At 36.0% G+C, this 18,388-nt stretch carries 19 protein-coding genes; 16 read left to right on the top strand and 3 right to left on the bottom strand.

Translation table 11 applies throughout. From position 1 onward, the window contains the following. Nucleotides 1-10: 10 nt before the first annotated feature. From xseA to JFL43_RS04075, 14 genes are all read left to right on the top strand, one after another. Nucleotides 11-1,369 carry an exodeoxyribonuclease VII large subunit gene (gene xseA / locus JFL43_RS04010; protein WP_200748041.1) on the top strand — a complete coding sequence of 453 codons (1,359 nt, stop codon included), beginning with the start codon at nt 11-13 and terminating at the stop codon, nt 1,367-1,369. Further along, on the top strand, nt 1,369-1,611 hold the full coding sequence (locus JFL43_RS04015; RefSeq protein WP_100797911.1) for an exodeoxyribonuclease VII small subunit: 243 nt from the start codon (nt 1,369-1,371) through the stop codon (nt 1,609-1,611). Before xseA ends, JFL43_RS04015 begins: the two co-directional genes overlap by 1 nt. After that, nucleotides 1,608-2,492: a polyprenyl synthetase family protein gene (locus tag JFL43_RS04020; protein WP_200748042.1), complete on the top strand. Its 885-nt coding sequence runs from the start codon at nt 1,608-1,610 to the stop codon at nt 2,490-2,492. The genes JFL43_RS04015 and JFL43_RS04020 overlap by 4 nt, the downstream gene beginning before the upstream one ends. A 91-nt stretch (nt 2,493-2,583) precedes the next feature. Continuing rightward, entirely contained in the window at nt 2,584-4,491 is a 1,908-nt protein-coding gene (gene dxs, locus JFL43_RS04025; protein WP_100797909.1) for a 1-deoxy-D-xylulose-5-phosphate synthase, read from the top strand. Between the two features lie 5 nt (nt 4,492-4,496). Continuing rightward, on the top strand, nt 4,497-5,312 hold the full coding sequence (locus JFL43_RS04030; RefSeq protein ID WP_407701958.1) for a TlyA family RNA methyltransferase: 816 nt from the start codon (nt 4,497-4,499) through the stop codon (nt 5,310-5,312). Nucleotides 5,313-5,416: 104 nt separating this feature from the next. Continuing rightward, nucleotides 5,417-5,866: a transcriptional regulator AhrC/ArgR gene (gene ahrC, locus JFL43_RS04035; protein WP_100797907.1), complete on the top strand. Its 450-nt coding sequence runs from the start codon at nt 5,417-5,419 to the stop codon at nt 5,864-5,866. Between the two features lie 16 nt (nt 5,867-5,882). Further along, a complete protein-coding gene (gene recN, locus JFL43_RS04040; RefSeq protein ID WP_200748043.1) occupies nt 5,883-7,583 on the top strand; it encodes a DNA repair protein RecN in 1,701 nt (566 codons plus the stop codon). Between the two features lie 177 nt (nt 7,584-7,760). Then, entirely contained in the window at nt 7,761-8,720 is a 960-nt protein-coding gene (locus JFL43_RS04045) for a SpoIVB peptidase S55 domain-containing protein (RefSeq protein WP_200748044.1), read from the top strand. 352 nt (nt 8,721-9,072) lie between these two features. After that, nucleotides 9,073-9,864, top strand: a complete 792-nt coding sequence (gene spo0A, locus JFL43_RS04050) for a sporulation transcription factor Spo0A (protein ID WP_100797904.1) — start codon at nt 9,073-9,075, stop codon at nt 9,862-9,864. 180 nt (nt 9,865-10,044) lie between these two features. Beyond that, on the top strand, nt 10,045-10,632 hold the full coding sequence (locus tag JFL43_RS04055; RefSeq protein ID WP_200748045.1) for a hypothetical protein: 588 nt from the start codon (nt 10,045-10,047) through the stop codon (nt 10,630-10,632). A gap of 192 nt (nt 10,633-10,824) precedes the next feature. Further along, the gene (locus JFL43_RS04060) at nt 10,825-11,370 is read left to right on the top strand and encodes a sigma-70 family RNA polymerase sigma factor (protein WP_200748046.1); all 546 of its coding nucleotides are present in this window, start codon (nt 10,825-10,827) and stop codon (nt 11,368-11,370) included. Next, nucleotides 11,339-12,703, top strand: a complete 1,365-nt coding sequence (locus JFL43_RS04065) for a DUF4179 domain-containing protein (RefSeq protein ID WP_200748047.1) — start codon at nt 11,339-11,341, stop codon at nt 12,701-12,703. The genes JFL43_RS04060 and JFL43_RS04065 overlap by 32 nt, the downstream gene beginning before the upstream one ends. Before the next feature lie 723 nt (nt 12,704-13,426). Beyond that, the gene (locus tag JFL43_RS22335; RefSeq protein ID WP_234447584.1) at nt 13,427-13,564 is read left to right on the top strand and encodes a CPCC family cysteine-rich protein; all 138 of its coding nucleotides are present in this window, start codon (nt 13,427-13,429) and stop codon (nt 13,562-13,564) included. Nucleotides 13,565-13,691: 127 nt separating this feature from the next. Further along, on the top strand, nt 13,692-14,231 hold the full coding sequence (locus JFL43_RS04075; RefSeq protein WP_021254967.1) for a GNAT family N-acetyltransferase: 540 nt from the start codon (nt 13,692-13,694) through the stop codon (nt 14,229-14,231). A 532-nt stretch (nt 14,232-14,763) separates the two neighbouring features. Here the strand turns inward: JFL43_RS04075 and JFL43_RS04080 are convergent. The 3 genes from JFL43_RS04080 to JFL43_RS04090 all read right to left on the bottom strand — a co-directional run bounded on the left by JFL43_RS04080 (nt 14,764) and on the right by JFL43_RS04090 (nt 16,761). After that, nucleotides 14,764-15,141, bottom strand: a complete 378-nt coding sequence (locus JFL43_RS04080; protein WP_200748048.1) for a nuclear transport factor 2 family protein — start codon at nt 15,139-15,141, stop codon at nt 14,764-14,766. A 509-nt stretch (nt 15,142-15,650) separates the two neighbouring features. Beyond that, a complete protein-coding gene (locus tag JFL43_RS04085; protein ID WP_200748049.1) occupies nt 15,651-16,433 on the bottom strand; it encodes a VanZ family protein in 783 nt (260 codons plus the stop codon). Next, entirely contained in the window at nt 16,426-16,761 is a 336-nt protein-coding gene (locus JFL43_RS04090; RefSeq protein ID WP_200748050.1) for a PadR family transcriptional regulator, read from the bottom strand. Before JFL43_RS04090 ends, JFL43_RS04085 begins: the two co-directional genes overlap by 8 nt. A gap of 171 nt (nt 16,762-16,932) precedes the next feature. Here JFL43_RS04090 and JFL43_RS04095 point away from each other — a divergent pair, with 171 nt between their 5' ends. Together JFL43_RS04095 and JFL43_RS04100 are read left to right on the top strand one after the other, a co-directional pair. Continuing rightward, nucleotides 16,933-17,085 carry a hypothetical protein gene (locus JFL43_RS04095; protein ID WP_200748051.1) on the top strand — a complete coding sequence of 51 codons (153 nt, stop codon included), beginning with the start codon at nt 16,933-16,935 and terminating at the stop codon, nt 17,083-17,085. Between the two features lie 699 nt (nt 17,086-17,784). Beyond that, entirely contained in the window at nt 17,785-17,985 is a 201-nt protein-coding gene (locus JFL43_RS04100; protein WP_100797900.1) for a cold-shock protein, read from the top strand. Nucleotides 17,986-18,388 lie beyond the last annotated feature (403 nt).

Consider the following 18,388-nt stretch of genomic DNA (forward strand, 5'->3'; position numbering starts at 1 on the left):
CTGAGGCTTTTTGACAAGTACACCTTATTTATCTGTCCAAGCATTAACCAAATATATAAAAAAGAAATTTGATGCTGACCCACATATGCGTGATGTGTATGTGAAAGGTGAGCTATCAAATGTCAAAAGACATACAGGATCAGGCCATATCTACTTCACTTTAAAAGATGAAAAGACGCAAATTGCAGCAGTAATGTTTGCAAAAAGTGCGAATCGTTTAAAGTTTGAACCGGAAAATGGGATGAAAGTTTTTATTCGTGGTGATGTCAATGTCTATGAAGGCAGTGGGCGCTATCAATTATATGCGGCATCGATGGAACCAGATGGTGTAGGGAGCTTACATATTGCCTTTGAACAATTGCAGGCAAAGCTCTATAAAGAAGGATTATTCGATGAGCAACATAAAAAGGCGATTCCGACATTCCCTCGTAAAATTGGTGTCGTAACTGCACCAACTGGAGCAGCCATTCGGGATATTTGTACAACGATTACACAACATTACGCTTTAGCGGATGTCGTGATTTTCCCAGCACTTGTGCAAGGGGAGCAAGCAGCTCCTAGTATTGTAAAAGCGATTAAGCAAGCAAATAGTGTAGAAGGTCTCGATGTTTTAATTGTTGGGCGTGGTGGTGGGTCTATTGAAGACCTTTGGGCATTCAATGAAGAAATCGTCGCCCGAGCTATTTATGAAAGCGTTATACCGATTATTAGTGGTGTCGGACATGAAACAGACACGACCATTGCGGATCATGTATCGGACTGGCGTGCAGCGACTCCAACGGCTGCTGCAAAAAAGGCAGTGCCAAATAGTGAGGACTTGATGAAGTATATACTAACGCGTCAGTCACAGCTATTTCAATTGACACAGTCACGCATTCGACATGAAAGAAGTCAATTAGAGCGTTTGCAGAAATCCTACCCATTAACTTATCCTGACCGGCTATATCGCCCGTTCGTTGAAAAACTAAGTCGTACGGATGAACAAATACAAGCTCAAATGACGAACTTTATCAAAAATAAACAGTTAGTAGTACAAAGGTTAACGAATCGTGTACAAATGAATACACCGCTACAAGAAGTAAGATATAATCAGCAGCATGTGGCAAGGTTGAAGGCACAGCTTGATAAAAGCGTTGTACAAAATGTGAATAAGCAACAAGATGCTTTCAGGTCCATCATTCGTACACTAGAAGCATTAAATCCTTTAACGATCATGAATCGTGGATATAGCATCGTTTATCAAGACGGGAAAGTAGTAAAATCCGTACAGCAAGTAAAAGAGAAACAAAATTTGACTATCCATTTTCCAGATGGTCAGGCGAATGCTGAAATTACGTCCATTACAATGACGAAAAGGGGAGAAGAATAATGGCTGAAAAGAAACAATCTTTTGCAAAGTCTATTGAACAACTCGAAGAAATCGTTCATCAACTGGAACAAGGTGAAGTACCTTTAGAAGATGCGATTGATTTATATAAAAAGGGAATGAAGTTATCCCAGTTTTGTCACGATCAATTACAAAATGCAGAACAGCAGCTAATCTCAATTATGGATGAAAATGGCGACGAAAAACCGTTTAATCCAACAGGGGAAGAGGGGCAAAGTAAATGACTGAGCTTTTGAAGAAATTTATGGCTAACAATATACCAACAGTTGAAAAAAGTATGCAGGAGCTTGTTGGGCATGTTGAAGCGCCGGCAGTGTTAAAAGAATCGATGTTGTATTCATTAAATGCAGGCGGTAAAAGAGTGAGACCACTTTTTGTTCTTGCTGTTATGGACCATTTCAATGTTCGCAACGACGATGGATTTACAGTAGGTGCTGTCATTGAAATGATTCATACGTATTCATTAATCCATGACGATTTACCGAGCATGGACAATGATGATTACCGTAGAGGGAAGTTAACAAACCATAAAGTATATGGTGATGCTTTTGCCATACTTGCAGGAGATGCACTTAATACAATGGCATTTGGTATTCTTGCTCGTATGCAACAAATTTCACCTGAATCGCGTTTGCTATTAATAGACAAACTAAGTGTGGCAGCGGGAGCAGAAGGTATGGTTGGTGGGCAAATCCTTGATATCGAGGGTGAAGTGAAACAGTTAACATTATCAGAACTAGAAAAAGTACATGTCAACAAAACAGGAGCGCTTCTTCGATTCAGTATTGAAGCAGGTGCTATAATAGCGGATGTCACTGAAGAAGAACGTGAAATCTTAGTAGGATATGCTCATCACATTGGACTTGCATTCCAAATTCAAGACGATATTCTAGATATTGAAGGTACGACAGAACAACTAGGGAAAACTGCCGGAAAAGACGAAGCAAGTGATAAAAGCACATACCCCGCACTCCTTACTTTAGCAGGTGCCAAAGAAAAGTTGCATGAGCACTATAATCTAGCTATACAAGCGCTTGAAAAACTGCCTTCGGAAAGCAGCCTACTAAAAGACTTTGCTGATTACATTGTTCATCGTAACAATTAATGGCTGTTTTAGTTTGTACAATTGTTTAACACTGTTATAATAGTAAAAACATTGTGCGAAGAATATATTAATGAAAAGGTGTGTGATGGCGATGGATTTAAACAAAATATCTAGTCCATCCTTTTTGAAAGAACTAAATACGAAACAACTTCAAGACTTAAGTGAAGATGTTCGAAAATTTTTAATCCAAAAATTATCCGTAACAGGTGGTCATATTGGTCCTAATTTAGGTGTTGTTGAACTAACAATTGCCCTACATCGTGCATTCAATAGTCCAAAAGATAAATTTATTTGGGATGTTGGGCATCAAGCGTATGTCCACAAAATTTTGACAGGTCGTGCCGATCAATTTGATACACTCCGTCAATTTAAAGGTTTATGTGGTTTCCCAAAACGCATCGAAAGTGAACATGATGTATGGGAAACTGGCCATAGCTCAACTTCTTTATCGGCAGCGATGGGAATGGCAGCGGCACGGGATATTAAAGGCGAAAAAAACTATGTAGTGCCAATTATCGGTGATGGTGCTCTTACAGGTGGTATGGCCTTAGAAGCACTAAACCACATCGGTCATGAAAAAACGAATATGACCGTTATTTTAAATGACAACGAAATGTCAATCGCACCAAATGTAGGCGCACTGCATAATGTTTTAGGTCGCTTACGTACTGCGAATAATTACAACAAAGCAAAAGATGAATTAGAACAGCTATTGAAAAAAATCCCTGCAGTCGGTGGTAAGTTAGCATCTACAGCAGAGCGTGTGAAAGATAGCTTAAAATATTTACTCGTATCAGGTGTATTTTTCGAAGAATTAGGTTTCACATATCTTGGACCAATTGATGGTCATAACTTTGAAACATTAGAAGAAACATTACAACATGCTAAAAGAATGAAAGGCCCTGTGTTAATCCATGTTATTACGAAAAAAGGGAAAGGTTACTTGCCTGCTGAAAACGATACAGTTGGAACTTGGCATGGAACAGGCCCTTATAAAATGGAAACAGGCGACCTTGTGAAGCCAAAAACAACAGCTCCAGGCTGGTCTAGCTTAATAGCAGAGACAGTTCGCAAATTAGCTCGTCTTGATGATCGAATCGTAGCAATTACGCCTGCAATGCCTGTAGGCTCTAAATTAGAAGGCTTTGCAAGTGAATTCCCTGATCGTATGTTTGATGTTGGTATTGCAGAACAACATGCTGCTACGATGGCAGCAGGTATGGCAGCAGATGGCACGAAGCCCTTCTTAGCTATTTACTCAACATTCCTACAACGAGCGTATGACCAAGTACTACATGATATTTGTCGTCAAAACTTGAATGTATTTATCGGGATCGACCGTGCTGGATTAGTTGGTGCAGATGGCGAAACACATCAAGGTGTCTTTGATATAGCCTTTTTACGTCATATGCCGAATATCGTTATTATGATGCCAAAAGACGAAAATGAAGGTCAACATATGGTGAAAACAGCCATTGAGTATAATGACGGTCCAATTACCCTTCGTTATCCACGTGGTAATGGCTTAGGAGTTCCGATGGACGCTGAGCTAAAAGTTTTACCAATCGGTAGCTGGGAAGTACTTCGCGAGGGTGCGGATGCAACAATTGTCACATTCGGTACGACTATTCCAATGGCACAAGAAGCAGCTGATACTCTAGCGGAACACGGCATACAAGTAGAAATTGTTAATGCTCGCTTCATCAAACCGATGGATGAGGAGATGTTACACCGTTTAATGCAAAGTAAAAAACCAATCTTAACGATTGAAGAAGGTATTTTACAAGGCGGCTTCGGTAGTGCAGTGTTAGAATTTGCAAATGATCATCACTACTCAACAACTCAAATTGATCGTATTGGTATTCCAGATATGTTCATTGAGCATGGTAACGTTGATTTATTATTAGAAGAAATTCATATTACGACTGAAGAAACTGTGTCACGTATTCAAAAATTAGTAATTAAAGACATTAAAGATCAAGCGGGTATTAAAGCATAATGACAATAAAAACACAAAAAGAGCGTGTCGATATCCTTCTTGTTGAAAGAGGACTTTGTGAAACACGTGAAAAAGCAAAACGTTCGATCATGGCAGGACTTGTGTATTCAAATGAAGAGCGTCTAGATCGACCAGGTGAGAAAATCCCTGTTGATGCAGAGCTAACAATTAAAGGATCACAGCTCCGCTATGTGAGTCGTGGCGGCTTAAAATTAGAAAAAGCATTAGATATTTTTAATGTTGATGTAAAAGATAAATTAATGTTAGATATCGGTTCTTCCACTGGTGGATTTACTGACTGTGCCCTACAAAATGGTGCGAAGCATTGCTACGCACTTGATGTAGGTTACAATCAGCTAGCATGGAAAATTCGCCAAGATGAACGTGTTACTGTAATGGAACGTACTAATTTCCGTTACGTAACAGCACCAGACCTAGTAGAAGGTTTACCTGAATTTGCAACGATTGATGTATCGTTTATTTCTTTAAAACTTATTTTACCTGTATTAAAAACATTATTAGTACCAGGTGGCGATGTCATCGCACTTGTGAAACCACAGTTTGAAGCAGGCAAAGATAAAGTAGGTAAAAAAGGTGTCGTTCGTGAGCCGAAAATACATTTAGAAGTAGTAGAAACAATTGCAACATTCGCTGAATCAGTAGGATTTGTGGTAAAAGATGCTTCCTATTCTCCAATTACCGGTGGAGAAGGGAATATAGAATTTTTATTCCATCTATATAACCCACTCCGAGGAGAAGAGCTGCAATCCTTTTCAGACTTCAATACCTTGGTAAGTGAGGCACATCAACAACTTAAATGACGCGGCCCATTTCTTTTGGGTCGTGTTTTTTCTTGTGATTTTAGATAATCGATGTTAGGGTTATATAAAAAGAAGAGCATAATTATTCATAGAGGTGAAAAAAATTGAATAAAAGCCAACGCCATATTCGTATACGCGACATGATCGCTAATAATGACATTGAAACGCAGGACGAGCTTGTCGACTTATTAAAAGAAGCAGGCTATCACGTAACGCAAGCTACAATTTCTAGAGATATTAAAGAATTACATTTAATCAAAGTACCACTACAAGATGGTCGCTATAAATATAGTTTACCAGCGGATCAACGCTTCAATCCAATTCAAAAGTTACACCGTGCCTTAGCAGATGCTTTTATTAGTATTGACGGTGCGGGCCATTTCTTAGTAATGAAGACATTACCAGGAAATGCGCATGCAATCGGGTCTTTACTGGATCACTTAGATTGGAATGAAATTTTAGGTACTATTTGTGGTGATGACACGATTATGATTTTATGTCGTGAAGAATCCCAACGCGATCTTATCAAAAATCGCTTACTTGAAATGCTGTAATACGAGGTGAATTGTCTTGTTACGAGAGCTATCGATCAAAAATTTCGCAATTATTGAAGACTTAACTGTAGGGTTTGTCGAAGGATTAACTGTTTTAACTGGTGAAACAGGAGCGGGGAAATCGATTATTATTGATGCGGTTCAGCTATTAGCAGGAGGTCGCGGTTCCCTGGAATTTATTCGCCATGGTGCTAAAAAAGCCGAGCTTGAAGGGCTCTTTATGATTTCTTCAGAAAACCACTCTGCATACCAAAAGTGTGAAGAGGTTGGAATTGATATTGAAGAAGGTATGGTTATTTTACGCCGTGATTTAAATGACAGTGGGAAAAGCGTTTGCCGTGTGAATGGTAAACTTGTTCCGCTATCTCTATTACGTGAAATCGGTGCGACATTAATCGATGTTCATGGTCAGCATGAAAGCCAAGAGTTAATGGATGATAAGAGGCATATTTCGTTATTAGATCAATTTGCTGGTGCTGAAATTGCTCCGCTGAAAGAACGATATGCCGAGGAATACTTGGCATATCGTGAATTAAAAAAAGAGCTAGCTGCAATTTCCGTTGGAGAACAGCAAGTGGCACAGAAAATTGATTTATTTTCATTTCAAATTAAAGAAATTGATGCTTGTCAGTTCCGTGCAGGGGAAGAAGAAGAGCTTGCAGAAGAACGCCGCCGCTTGATGAACTTCAACAAAATTTACGAGCGCTCAAGTACTGCTCATGAGGCAATTTTAGGTGAATCGAGAGGGCTCGATTGGATTGGTCAGGCGATGACCGATCTAGAAGAGGTTGCAACATTAGACAATAATTTTAAAGAGCATTCCGATAATGTATCTGCTGCCTTCTATTCTTTACAAGAGGCTGCTTTCCAAGTCAAAAATATTTTAGATGAGCTTGAGTTTAATCCAGAACGTTTAAACGAAGTGGAACAGCGTCTAACGCTAATACAATCGATGAAACGTAAGTATGGGACAACACTTGAGGAAATTCTAAACTATCGTGAAAAAATTGGTGAAGAGCTTGAATCACTATTAAATCGCGATGAGAATATACAAAAAAATGAGCAGCAATTAGATGAGCTAAAAGAAAAATTATTGCAAACAGCTGAAAAATTAACAGCCATTCGTAAAAAAGAAGGTCGCAAATTAAGTGACGCCATTATGCAACAACTGCGTGCATTATATATGGAAAAGGCAGATTTTAGTGTGCATTTTGAACCAATTGCTGTAGATCAGTTTGACCAAAATGGATTAGATCGCATTGTTTTTTATATTGCAACAAATGTAGGGGAACCGCCGAAACCATTAACCAAAATTGCTTCAGGTGGGGAATTATCACGTATGATGCTTGCGTTGAAAACCATTTTCTCTTCAACAAATGGCATTACATCGATTATTTTCGATGAAGTTGATACAGGTGTCAGTGGACGCGTTGCTCAAGCGATTGCTGAAAAGATTTCCGCTATTTCCATGCATTCTCAAGTGCTTTGCATTTCGCATTTACCGCAAGTAGCTGCGATGGCAGATCATCATTATTATATTAAGAAGCATGAAGAAGCGCATCGTACTGTGACCTCACTTACTGAAATTTTCGAAGATGCAAGGATCGATGAAATTAGCCGAATGATGTCTGGCGCTGAAGTGACAGAGCTAACATTCCAACACGCAAAAGAGTTGGTAGAAATCGCCAATGGTCGTAAAAAAGCAATGACCTTTTAATTAATAAACTGTCTGTCCTATCCAATTGGGCGGGCAGTTTTTTGTATATGTATGTATGTCAACTAAATATCAATGTAAAACCTTCCACCTTCTCCAATCATCCAATTCACCTCAAATATTTACCTTACATAACATGCTAAAACAAAGCCATAGTAAAAGGACTTGAGGAGGTGAAAAATGAAGAAACAAATGCGATATGTCATGCAGATTGTCACGTTGTTATTTGCCATTTTGCTACTACCATTTAGTGTTTTCGCCGAAAAAAGCCTAATACCAATGGGGCATTCTATCGGTGTTGAGCTACAGCTTCAAAGTGTTTATATAACGAATGATGTTCTTCTGAAAAATGGTGCGTGGTTAAAAGCAGGTGATACGATTCAGACAATGAATTCACAAGAAATCCATACGCTCCAAGAAGTGCGATCCCTATATACCAGTGCTTCAGGGAAGATGATTGATGTGAAGATAAAACGTCAGCAAAAAACGCAGCATATCAAATTAAAAAAGGAAGAACTGGAACCAGTGCTATCCTTTTTTAGAGATCAGACAGATGGCATTGGTACATTAACCTTTATTGACCCGGAAACAAAAGAGTACGGGGCTTTAGGTCATCAAATTATCGATTCTGTTGTAGCGGCACCACCTAAATTCAAGTCCGGATCGATTTTCTATGCATCCATCGAACAAATAAAGAAGAGTGTTCCTGGAGAGCCAGGTTATAAAATTTCATCCATTGAACATAATGCTGGACAGTTAGGAAGTATTGCTGAAAACAATGTGTACGGTATTTTTGGTAAATGGTCAAATGCTTTAGAACAAGGTTTTCCTAAACCAATGGAAATCATGCAGCCTTCTGAAATAAAAGTAGGTAAAGCGCAATTATTAACGACGATTGAAGGCAAAAAAGTAGAGGCATTTGATGTTAAAATCACGAAAATAGATGACAAATCGTTGCAATTTGAAGTGACAGATGCGCAATTGAAAAAGAAAACAGGTGGCATTCTACAAGGGATGAGTGGTAGTCCGATTATACAAAATGGACGTTTTGCTGGAGCTGTCACACATATGTTTATCGAAAGTCCTGAAAAAGGAGCTGCTATTCCACTTACGGAAATGCTGAAAAAACAGCCATCTTAAAGAAATGATCAACTATAATTTTATGTGAATTAGACTGCACTGAGCGAGTTAGTGCAGTTCTTTATGTTGAATTTTCAATCCCAAAAGAATATATGATAAAAAGCATTCTTTTTCATTGCTATTTTTGTTACAATAAAAGTTACAAATAATCGACAAATTGCTTAAAATGGATGAATACTGTCGAAAATCATAGATTCTCTATGGCTACATACTCATTTTTTTAAGAATAAAAGGTATTCATAGGAAAAAGTCGAATTATCCACTTTGTATCAAAAGCGAGTTTGCATATATTGATCGTGTCGGTTTTGATTATGTTTAACGAAAGCGAATCACAAAGGAGGAAATAATAATAATGCAAAAAGTAAAAGTTGCAATTGCAGATGATAATCGAGAGCTTGTACGTACATTAGAGATGTATCTACAAAATAACCCAGAAATTGAAGTCATCGGAACGGCTCCTAACGGTAAACTTTGTTTGAAAATGTTAGAGGAGCAAGTGCCAGATGTTCTATTATTAGATATTATCATGCCTCACCTGGATGGTTTAGCGGTTTTAGAAGTTATGCATGAAAACGAAATTTATAACGATGTTCAAGTGATCATGTTAACGGCATTCGGCCAGGAAGATGTTATGAAGCAAGCGGTAGATTTAGGTGCCTCTTATTTTATGCTTAAGCCTTTCGAATTTGATCGCCTTGTTGCAAAAGTATTACAATGTGCGGGTCATAAAACAGAAAAACCAAAACGTGTAAGCATTCTACAAGGTTCGCACCCGCAACAACTCGACCAACGTCAGCTAGATGCGACAATTACGGGTATTATTAAAGAAATCGGTGTACCTGCTCATATTAAAGGGTATGCATACTTAAGAGAAGCCATTCAAATGGTGTATATGGATGTCGAGTTACTTGGGTCGATTACAAAGATTTTATATCCTGATATCGCAAAAAAATTCGATACGACATCGTCTCGTGTTGAACGTGCGATTCGCCATGCGATTGAAGTCGCTTGGAATAGAGGAAACTATGAATCTATCTCTAAAATGTTCGGCTATACAGTTCATCATCTAAAGAGCAAACCAACTAATAGCGAATTCATCGCAATGATTGCCGATAAAATTCGTATTGAAATGGTTGCTGTTTGAAAGGGCTAGTACATTGATATATCAAGGTTTTAAAGTAGTTGTCAGTTGTCAGACTGCAAAATTATTTACCGATAAACTACCTAATTGAACCTATAATTAACTGAATATAAGCGTGTAAATACTAACGCACTTTCATTTGTTGAGTTTACAAAAATTCGATGAAGTTGGAGGTGTGTTTTTTTGCGTTCAAGAGAGAGAAATATTACAGAATTCGATTTACAGTTAGATAGTTTCATGCTGCATTGTGATGCTAAATATTTATCGCCAAAGATATTAAAAAGCTTTGAGCAGACAGTAACATTATTCGGCAATTATCTAAAACAAGAATTAAAAATTGAAGATGCTGCAAAGGTTAAATCATCACATATAAGGCAGTATATTAAGTATTTGAGAAATAGGGGTAAATACACTGTATCAGCTTCAGAAAAGGCTTTAGAGATTAACTATCCAAATAGACGTGAAGATTATCAAAAGCCGATGAGTGATGTCACAATAGCCAATTACACGAGAAATATGAAGATATTCTTTAATTTTTTGAAAATGGAACGAGAAATTGTTGGAAATTCAGTGAGTACAGTTGAAAAAATTAAGCTAAAACGGAAACAAAAACAGTTACTATCACCTGAAGAAATTAAATTGGTGTTAAGGACGTATAATCTCACTAAATTTCACGAATACCGAACATGGACACAGTTGCGTTTGATTATAGATACAGGTTTCAGAGCGACTGATGTTTTACGTAGTAAAATGGCTAGTCCCAAACACTAACAACTCGGGAGATCCCCTCGTAGCAAATAATATGAGGAGGGGTAATAGGGGGAATATGATGTTTGACAGAGGGATTTGCCCGATTATGCCGTACTCACCCCGGCCGAACACCGTATAATTTTTATATAAATTATAAATATTTGAAACTTTTTTATAACAATTCATCTCTAATGAGTGAAAGGAGGTCAGTACATGAATGGAAGAAAACTCGTAAAAAAGGCGATTAAGGGAAATAAAGAAGCCTTTGAAGAACTTCTTGTCATACATAGCAATCAATTGTATCGCACTGCTTTTATATATGTAGGAAATCGTGAAGATGCACTGGATATAGTTCAAGAAACAGCTTACAAAGGGCTTTTATCAGTTGGACAATTAAAAAATGAGGAATTTTTCTTAACATGGCTAACAAAGATTCTTATTCATTGTGCTTTTGATGTGATGAAAAAGAAAAAGAAAGAAAAACCACTAGAAAAAATAAATGAACTTTCATCTGCGAAATTAGAAAAAAGAGATGAGCATTTAGATTTAGTGAACGCTATTAACCTGTTAAAAAAACCATATCGAAGTGCTGTTATTCTTTTTTACTTTCAAGATCTTCCAATTAGAGAAGTGTCGAAAATAATGAACGTGCCTGAAAATACAGTGAAAACATACCTTCATCGAGGAAAGAATCAGTTAAAAAAACTGTTAAGGGGGTTTGCGTACAATGGAGAAGAAACAATTCCAAGAAGAGTATGAAAAGATTGAGGTACCAAAAGAGGATGTATTAAAGGCTATACAGACTGGAATAAGACGCGCAAGTTCTATTGAGAAACCAAAAAGAAATAAAAAATATTTGAAATCTTATATTTTGTCAGCAACAGCAGCTATTTTAATTTCCTCTAGTTTTATTTTTCCTTCAATGTCACATGTTATGGCTAAAATACCCTTACTAGCAAAAGTATATGTAAACTTTAATGACTTAGTTGGAAGAAATTTAGCATCGCAACAATTAATAACCCAATTAAATGAAACGGCCAGTAATAAAGGTATAGATGTATCTATTACGAGTGCTTATTATGATGGGGCAGTTATTGGTGTTACCTTTAACGTGAAAGGTAACGTTAAAACAGATCAGGATGGTCAGCTTATGGGTTTTTATGAAATATTTGATGGTAAGGAAGGTATTGCAGATAGTAAAGAAATCGTATATATGGTGCCTTCAGGGGAAGGTTATTCAGGTCATATCCAGCTAAATTATCCAAAATCAGAATTACCGCCTGATACTACTTTCCCTCTTGAATTCAAGAGTATAGGAGAAAGTGAAGGGGTTTGGAAATTTAATGTACCGATTAATCAATTACCATTTGAAACAATAAAAACTAATGAAGAAAGTAGTAACAGTGACGCAAACGTAAAGATTCATTTTGATTCTATTATTGAAGGGGAAGCTTCAACCGCAATTAATTACACAGCGATTTTTCCAAGTGAAGGAAAACACGATCAAGTAAGATTAGAGGTTTTTGACGACCAAGGAAAGGAAATTCCTTTGTTGTCAGATGGTATTGATTTAGAAACTAATAAATCAGAAAACCAGATAACTGTAAAAGGAAGAACTATCATTCCTCAATCTTTAAAAGAAGAAACAAGTTATTTGGAAATCCAACCAAAAGTGGCAGTGCATGAAAAGAATCAATTTGTTACATTGGAGCATCAAACTCCCATTGAAATAAGTTCTGATCGACAAAATCTATCCGTAACAGTGGAAAAAATCACTTTAAAGGAACAGAATTTCATCGTCGATTTCCAAGTTAACCATGGAGATATGAGAAATTGGAATCTCATGTTTTTTAAGGACTTTGCAAGGAACGATATAGCACTTGTGAAAGAATCAGAAAAAGAAATTTATGAAGAACCCATGAAACATTCAATTGAAGTATTAGATGAGGATGATTTACGTTTTAGAAGCACATTTGATATTGGCACAGTAAGTGATTTTAGTAAGGATAATTATGTTATAAGAGTGAATTTAGACTCACTTAGTTCGAATATTCCAGTTGAATTAGACTCGGTAAAAATTGATTTAAATTAAATCTTAATCATGTATGAGCTATTACCAAAAGGAACATTCTATAAACTCATTGTTAAATTACACAAAAACATATAGTTTGTCTTTTTGAGAACGGTTCAACTAAACGTTTGTTACAATAATAAAGTTACTTCTATGTAGATGGTACGATTATCCTGCAATAAAAATGAGATGAGGGGGGTTTTTCTCTTCTTTTCATTCTTCTTAGCGCAAAAAGAGGACAGCTGAATGATTTTATTAAAAGTCAAGTAAATGTTTATAAAGCTCTATAACTTAAGTAATTCAATACAATGTCACACATTATATAGGGTTAAAAGGAGAGGATAGATGAACAGGGGGATTACCTGCTTACATCTATCCTTTTCAGATTGATGTTGAAAGACAAAAAAAGTCGGGAACTAAAAACTCGATCCATTAGCTGTGGGTCGAGTCTTTTATTACACTAAATAATTTAATGATGTTTTTTCCTAATAATTGTTAATTGTGTTAATATAATAAAAAAAGATTAATAAAGCATTAGTGATTGGTTTGTTAATTCCGATATATATATAAGTAATTTTGTCTATTATGTGGTTCCGTCAGAAATATGCGGATTTAAAACGTTAAGCACTTAAAGTTACCAAACGACGCTTTGGGAGCTTTATTCTTCAACTAACGCAGCAATTCAGTTGAAGAAGGATATGCTAAAATAAAGTTATGAAATAATTAGTAATTTAGGAGATAATTATGAAAAAATATACCTGTCCTTGTTATGGTTTTAAAACATTTTCGGAAAAAAACGGTAGTTATGAAATTTGTACGGTATGTTTTTGGCAAGATGATGCTGTAATGAATGCTAATCCAGATTATTGGGGGTGGTGCTAATGATGTATGTTTAAGGCAGGCACAAAAGGACGCGCCGCTTGTCGGCGCTTCGCCCTTGCCCTTGGGGACGGGAACGGCGTTACGGGCAGATGCAGCGAATTTATATTTTCGGAAGTAGGGAAGAAAAATGATTGAATTAAGAAAAATTACCCACGATAATTTTGAGGCAGTGTTGAAGTTAAGCATAACAGACGAGCAGAAAGGAAATGTGGATTCCAGCATATATTGTTTGGCTAAAGCCTATGTAAAGATACTCAACGACGAAAAACCTCCTATGATCTTCGCTATATGCAACAATGATGAAGTCATAGGATATGTCGATATTGGATTTTTCGAACTGGCGGAAAGTGCATTTTTATGTGAAAAATATGGAGATAAATCTACTTATGGACTTAATCGCTTTATGATTGATAAAAAGCATCAAGGCAAAGGATTTGGCAAACAAGCAATGATGAAAGTTATTGATTACATAAAGTCGTTTCCACAAGGAAAAGCCGATGCAGTTGCTACATCATATTGGATGGTAAACGAAGCCGTCCGGAAGTTGTTTGCGTCTGTCGGTTTCGTTGAAACAGGAGCGATATGGGACGGACAAACAGGGGGTAATTGGAATGCAGAAAGAAAAGATATAGAGTATGCAGAAGTAGGTGCCAGACTCGGATTATAAAGCTAACAATTTGAATAGTGCATCGTACAGTATAAGACCAACTATGCGAAGTCAATAGCAAAAATGCAAAAAGAAAGCACAACATTAGCCGTGCAAAAAAGTTTACTGAAATGGCGCGTTATATATGTGTTGGGTGAATGCTCTTTCCTGACTAAGGGTACCGTACCGCTTTATTATTCCTCTTTACCGCTGTTCTTTTCCTCTTGTAGGGGGATTTCTCCTTCTGTTAGCGTCTCTTTTCATTGGGACGTTGTGCTTTTGTTTACGGACGTATTTGGGGTAGTTTTATTTGTTGTATTCTCCATTGCAGGGGCGGGTTTATGCGCTTTTTTATATGTGTACACGTGGCTCTGTTGAGGCTTACTGCCGACAATGGATTTTATGTAAACGGGGTCCCGTCAGATTTATGCGGATTTACAACGTTAAGCAACGAATGTTCCCAAATAAACCTTAAACAACCGATGCCTACTTCTTTAACTTAAAAAAGTAGGCATCGGTTGTTTATATATGAATTTTAATTCTCAATTTTATACTACAAAGTTTTGATAAAATCATTTAATTGAAGAGGTGTTATTGTTCCTTGATGGAAATAAAGTTGCCATCTTCCATCAATAAATTTCCATATTGAACTACGCAGTGTGTTTCTATTTCTTGTTGTATCTACAAGAAAATATGTAGATAATGTTAAATCATTAGATAAAGGATAAATTTCATAGTTATGTATCTTCATTTCTGCCAATACAACACCAGTTTCCAAACATTCTTTTTTATCATACATATAGCCAGAACTGCCTATTTCAAAAAAATCCGCAGATAAAATCTCATCAAGCCTTTCTCTACTCATCCTTACTTCTAAACCTGTATGGCTTTCTTCTAAACTTTGTAAATGTTCTTTCAAATTTTTCAACATACATATACCACCACCTTTATTTACATTTAATTTCTATATTATTTAATTAAAATCCTCTAAAATTATTGTAGAAATATATATATTTTGTATGTTGTATTTCAAATAAAATTTTATTAATTCGTCATACATAAAACGTTCCCAAATGTAAGTTTGGTAATACACGAAAAAGCGACAAACGTTGTTAAATCAACATTTGTCGCTTTTTTAGTGGAACATTATTTATACATACTTTTATGCACGTTTCTACAAAGCTAGTCGCAGCAACAAGTTGAGCGTGTTTTGGTGCTGGCTGCGTTCATTATGATGTTGCATAGAATCGTGCATATTTTTAACGTTTCTTAACGTTCAAAATTTCCAAAATACAGGCTGTACCCCTATACAAATAAAAAGTTTGATTATAAAGTTTGATTATATATAATCAAACCCAAAACCTCTAAATATAAGGTCTAATTTTATTTTATTATATTATTTACCCTATATTAATTATAATTAGGAGGCTTTTTAACGATTTAACTGGTACTATATTTTTTATGTTTGAATTGAACACGAAGTGATAGGAACCACATGATTAATTTATATATAGCAAAACCAAACATAGCACCTAATGTATTTAAGATGACATCATCAATGTCTGCCATGCCAATTTGAAGTGCAAATTGAATTGTTTCAATACAAAAGCTAGTTATAAATGCGATGGTAACTACGCTTGTTAATTTTTTGCAACGTTTAAACAAGAAGGGTAAAAGTAGTCCTAATGGTAGTAAAACAATGAAATTACCAACAAGATTATTAACCGCAATGCTTGTGTTCATATGTTCAGCCTTTAGATAAAGAACAATCGTTTTAAATGGGATAAAATTTACGTTTTGTTCCCAAACGCTAAAATCAAAAAATGCTTTTTCAGTAGCTAATGTATCTTGTGTTCTTACATAAGAATTGAAAGGGAAATCAAATGACTGATAATTTAATATACGTGTGATTAAACGCTGAATTAAAAGTATCCAAGAAAACGCAAAACTATATAAAATAAAGCCAATCAATGCAAACTTATGTAACCATCCGTACAAAGGGTCCACCACTTGCTGAAAGCTCAATTTCAAAACATTTGTTTGACCAAATGTTTGAATAGCTTTATTTGTCGCACTTTTTTCTTCATGCCCATTAGCTAACAGCACTTCATAAGAAGTATATAGATGGTCACGCATTTCATCTGCAATCTCTTGTTTTTCCTGTGGGCTACAAGTAAGAGTAGTGGTTATTTCATGAATATATTGTTCGAGTTTTTCATTCATATAACACGTCTCCCTTCGTCCACTTTTCAATCAATTGGTTGATTTGTTGCCAATCCTTTAGCTTCCCGGACAAAGCATTTTGTCCCTCTTCGGTTAATTCATAGTATTTGCGTCGTCGAGTTCCTTCATTTTCTACCCAGTAAGAATTGATATAGCCTTGTGACTCAAGTCTTTTCAGTGCAGGATACAATGTACCTTCACTCATACTATACAATTCATCACTCGATTGCTTTAATGCTTGCACAATCTCATAACCATACATATCTTGCTTGGCGATAATTGATAGTAACAGTAAATCTGTGCTACCCTTCATCATTTCTTTATTCATATTATCCTCACCTTTACATCGTAATACAAAGTATATGATACATCGTAATACAAAGTATAAAATTTTGCAATATTAATTGTTAATTTTGGTTTAATTCAGGGAGTTTTGTGTATGTTTTCTTGAAAATAAGTTTGTGAAAAATTGTACGTGAACTATCGGGGCGATTGTGTAATGGCAGCGGGTATTTGGTTTGACTTGGGCCAATCTTTAGATATTGCTAAAGAGTTGAAGGATCAAACAAATCCAAAAGCTTTTTCTGAGGAGAAGGTTAATACAAAAATGGTTATCGTCATCATGCAAGCAGAGGTTAAAAAGATAATCTGAAAGGGAAATCAGGTAGTGTTAATTTTTGAACCAAAAAGAAAGGGGTTACAAGTAATAACTATAATGCATGATGAAGTCTCACCTAAGGATCCTGATAAAGCTACTCTTTTTCAATTAGTTACTCCTGATGGTTTTGAATATGATTATACTTTATCTTCCTAAGCATTTATTGAACTAACGGGGGCTTGAGTTGAAGATTATTGGGCTGCTTAGACGGCTCTTTTTACTTGTTGAACTAAATGCAGGTCAGTGACAGACTGAATTGTCCCTCCTAACCAGCTGAAAATAGTATGGTAACGGCGGTTCAACCCTTATTATTACAGTCACGTTAACAAAATTCTTTTTAATCTTTTTCTTTTATTCTTTATTCTTTTTCTTTCTTTATGCAGGAGGATTAAGATCTAGGTAGCCTTGACGTAATTGCGTGATGGCTGCCAACAAGTAAAAGAGGAGATTCGGGTGTTTCGAGAAGCATGTAAGGCTTTGTTATATAGGGGCGATCGAGGGAGTTCGCTTTTTTACTAGACAAATATGATTTTTTATTATACAATCAATGTAATAAGATCGTTTGCAAGGAAATAATAAATTCACATATTACAAAGAGTAATCGTGTTTTATTTGATACTTTTTGTAATATGTGAATTTTTTTCTTTTGAAGAAATATGATATTATTTAATACAATTAATGGAGGTCATTTAAATGACACAAGGTACAGTAAAATGGTTTAACGCAGAAAAAGGTTTTGGTTTCATCGAAGTAGAAGGCGGAAACGACGTATTCGCTCACTTCTCAGCTATCCAAGGTGACGGTTTCAAATCACTTGACGAAGGTCAAAAAGTTGAATTCTCAGTAGAAGATGGTCAACGTGGACCACAAGCTACAAACATCGTAAAACTTTAATTTTTAATGATGTAACCATAAAAGAGGCATCCTTTCATTAGGATGCTTTTTTTGTTTAAGAAGCTTACAATATTGTACTGTAGATACTGGCTATTGGATTCCCCTCCAATGATATAGCGGTAGGATGGAGGGAAAAGTGTTTACAACCTAGGATTGTGATGGTTTACACTTAAAGTAACGGGGGACTTTGCTTTTGGGAATTACTCTTGGAATTGCATTATTAGCATTTCTATGAAAAACCGAATTTACAATATCCTGTTGGAATTAAAATTCAAAATACTCTTAATGTAACTTTTGGTAGTGTGCAAAAGGTTATGGAAAGTAGTTAGCAAGTACATATCTTAAAGACATATTGGAGAGGCTCTTTTCTAAAAAAGAGCTCAATGTTCAAATTAATGTTACA

The organism is Viridibacillus soli, from assembly GCF_016612995.1.
Taxonomy (GTDB): domain Bacteria; phylum Bacillota; class Bacilli; order Bacillales_A; family Planococcaceae; genus Viridibacillus; species Viridibacillus soli.

Coding starts and splice junctions, on each gene's coding strand:
- JFL43_RS04090 (WP_200748050.1), bottom strand. CDS start 16,761: ATGAATAAAGAAATGATGAAGGGTAGCACAGATTTACTGTTACTATCA.
- JFL43_RS04065 (WP_200748047.1), top strand. CDS start 11,339: ATGGAGAAGAAACAATTCCAAGAAGAGTATGAAAAGATTGAGGTACCA.
- JFL43_RS04015 (WP_100797911.1), top strand. CDS start 1,369: ATGGCTGAAAAGAAACAATCTTTTGCAAAGTCTATTGAACAACTCGAA.
- dxs (WP_100797909.1), top strand. CDS start 2,584: ATGGATTTAAACAAAATATCTAGTCCATCCTTTTTGAAAGAACTAAAT.
- spo0A (WP_100797904.1), top strand. CDS start 9,073: ATGCAAAAAGTAAAAGTTGCAATTGCAGATGATAATCGAGAGCTTGTA.
- JFL43_RS22335 (WP_234447584.1), top strand. CDS start 13,427: ATGAAAAAATATACCTGTCCTTGTTATGGTTTTAAAACATTTTCGGAA.
- JFL43_RS04020 (WP_200748042.1), top strand. CDS start 1,608: ATGACTGAGCTTTTGAAGAAATTTATGGCTAACAATATACCAACAGTT.
- JFL43_RS04060 (WP_200748046.1), top strand. CDS start 10,825: ATGAATGGAAGAAAACTCGTAAAAAAGGCGATTAAGGGAAATAAAGAA.
- JFL43_RS04095 (WP_200748051.1), top strand. CDS start 16,933: ATGGCAGCGGGTATTTGGTTTGACTTGGGCCAATCTTTAGATATTGCT.
- JFL43_RS04085 (WP_200748049.1), bottom strand. CDS start 16,433: ATGAATGAAAAACTCGAACAATATATTCATGAAATAACCACTACTCTT.
- JFL43_RS04045 (WP_200748044.1), top strand. CDS start 7,761: ATGAAGAAACAAATGCGATATGTCATGCAGATTGTCACGTTGTTATTT.
- JFL43_RS04075 (WP_021254967.1), top strand. CDS start 13,692: ATGATTGAATTAAGAAAAATTACCCACGATAATTTTGAGGCAGTGTTG.
- JFL43_RS04100 (WP_100797900.1), top strand. CDS start 17,785: ATGACACAAGGTACAGTAAAATGGTTTAACGCAGAAAAAGGTTTTGGT.
- JFL43_RS04080 (WP_200748048.1), bottom strand. CDS start 15,141: ATGTTGAAAAATTTGAAAGAACATTTACAAAGTTTAGAAGAAAGCCAT.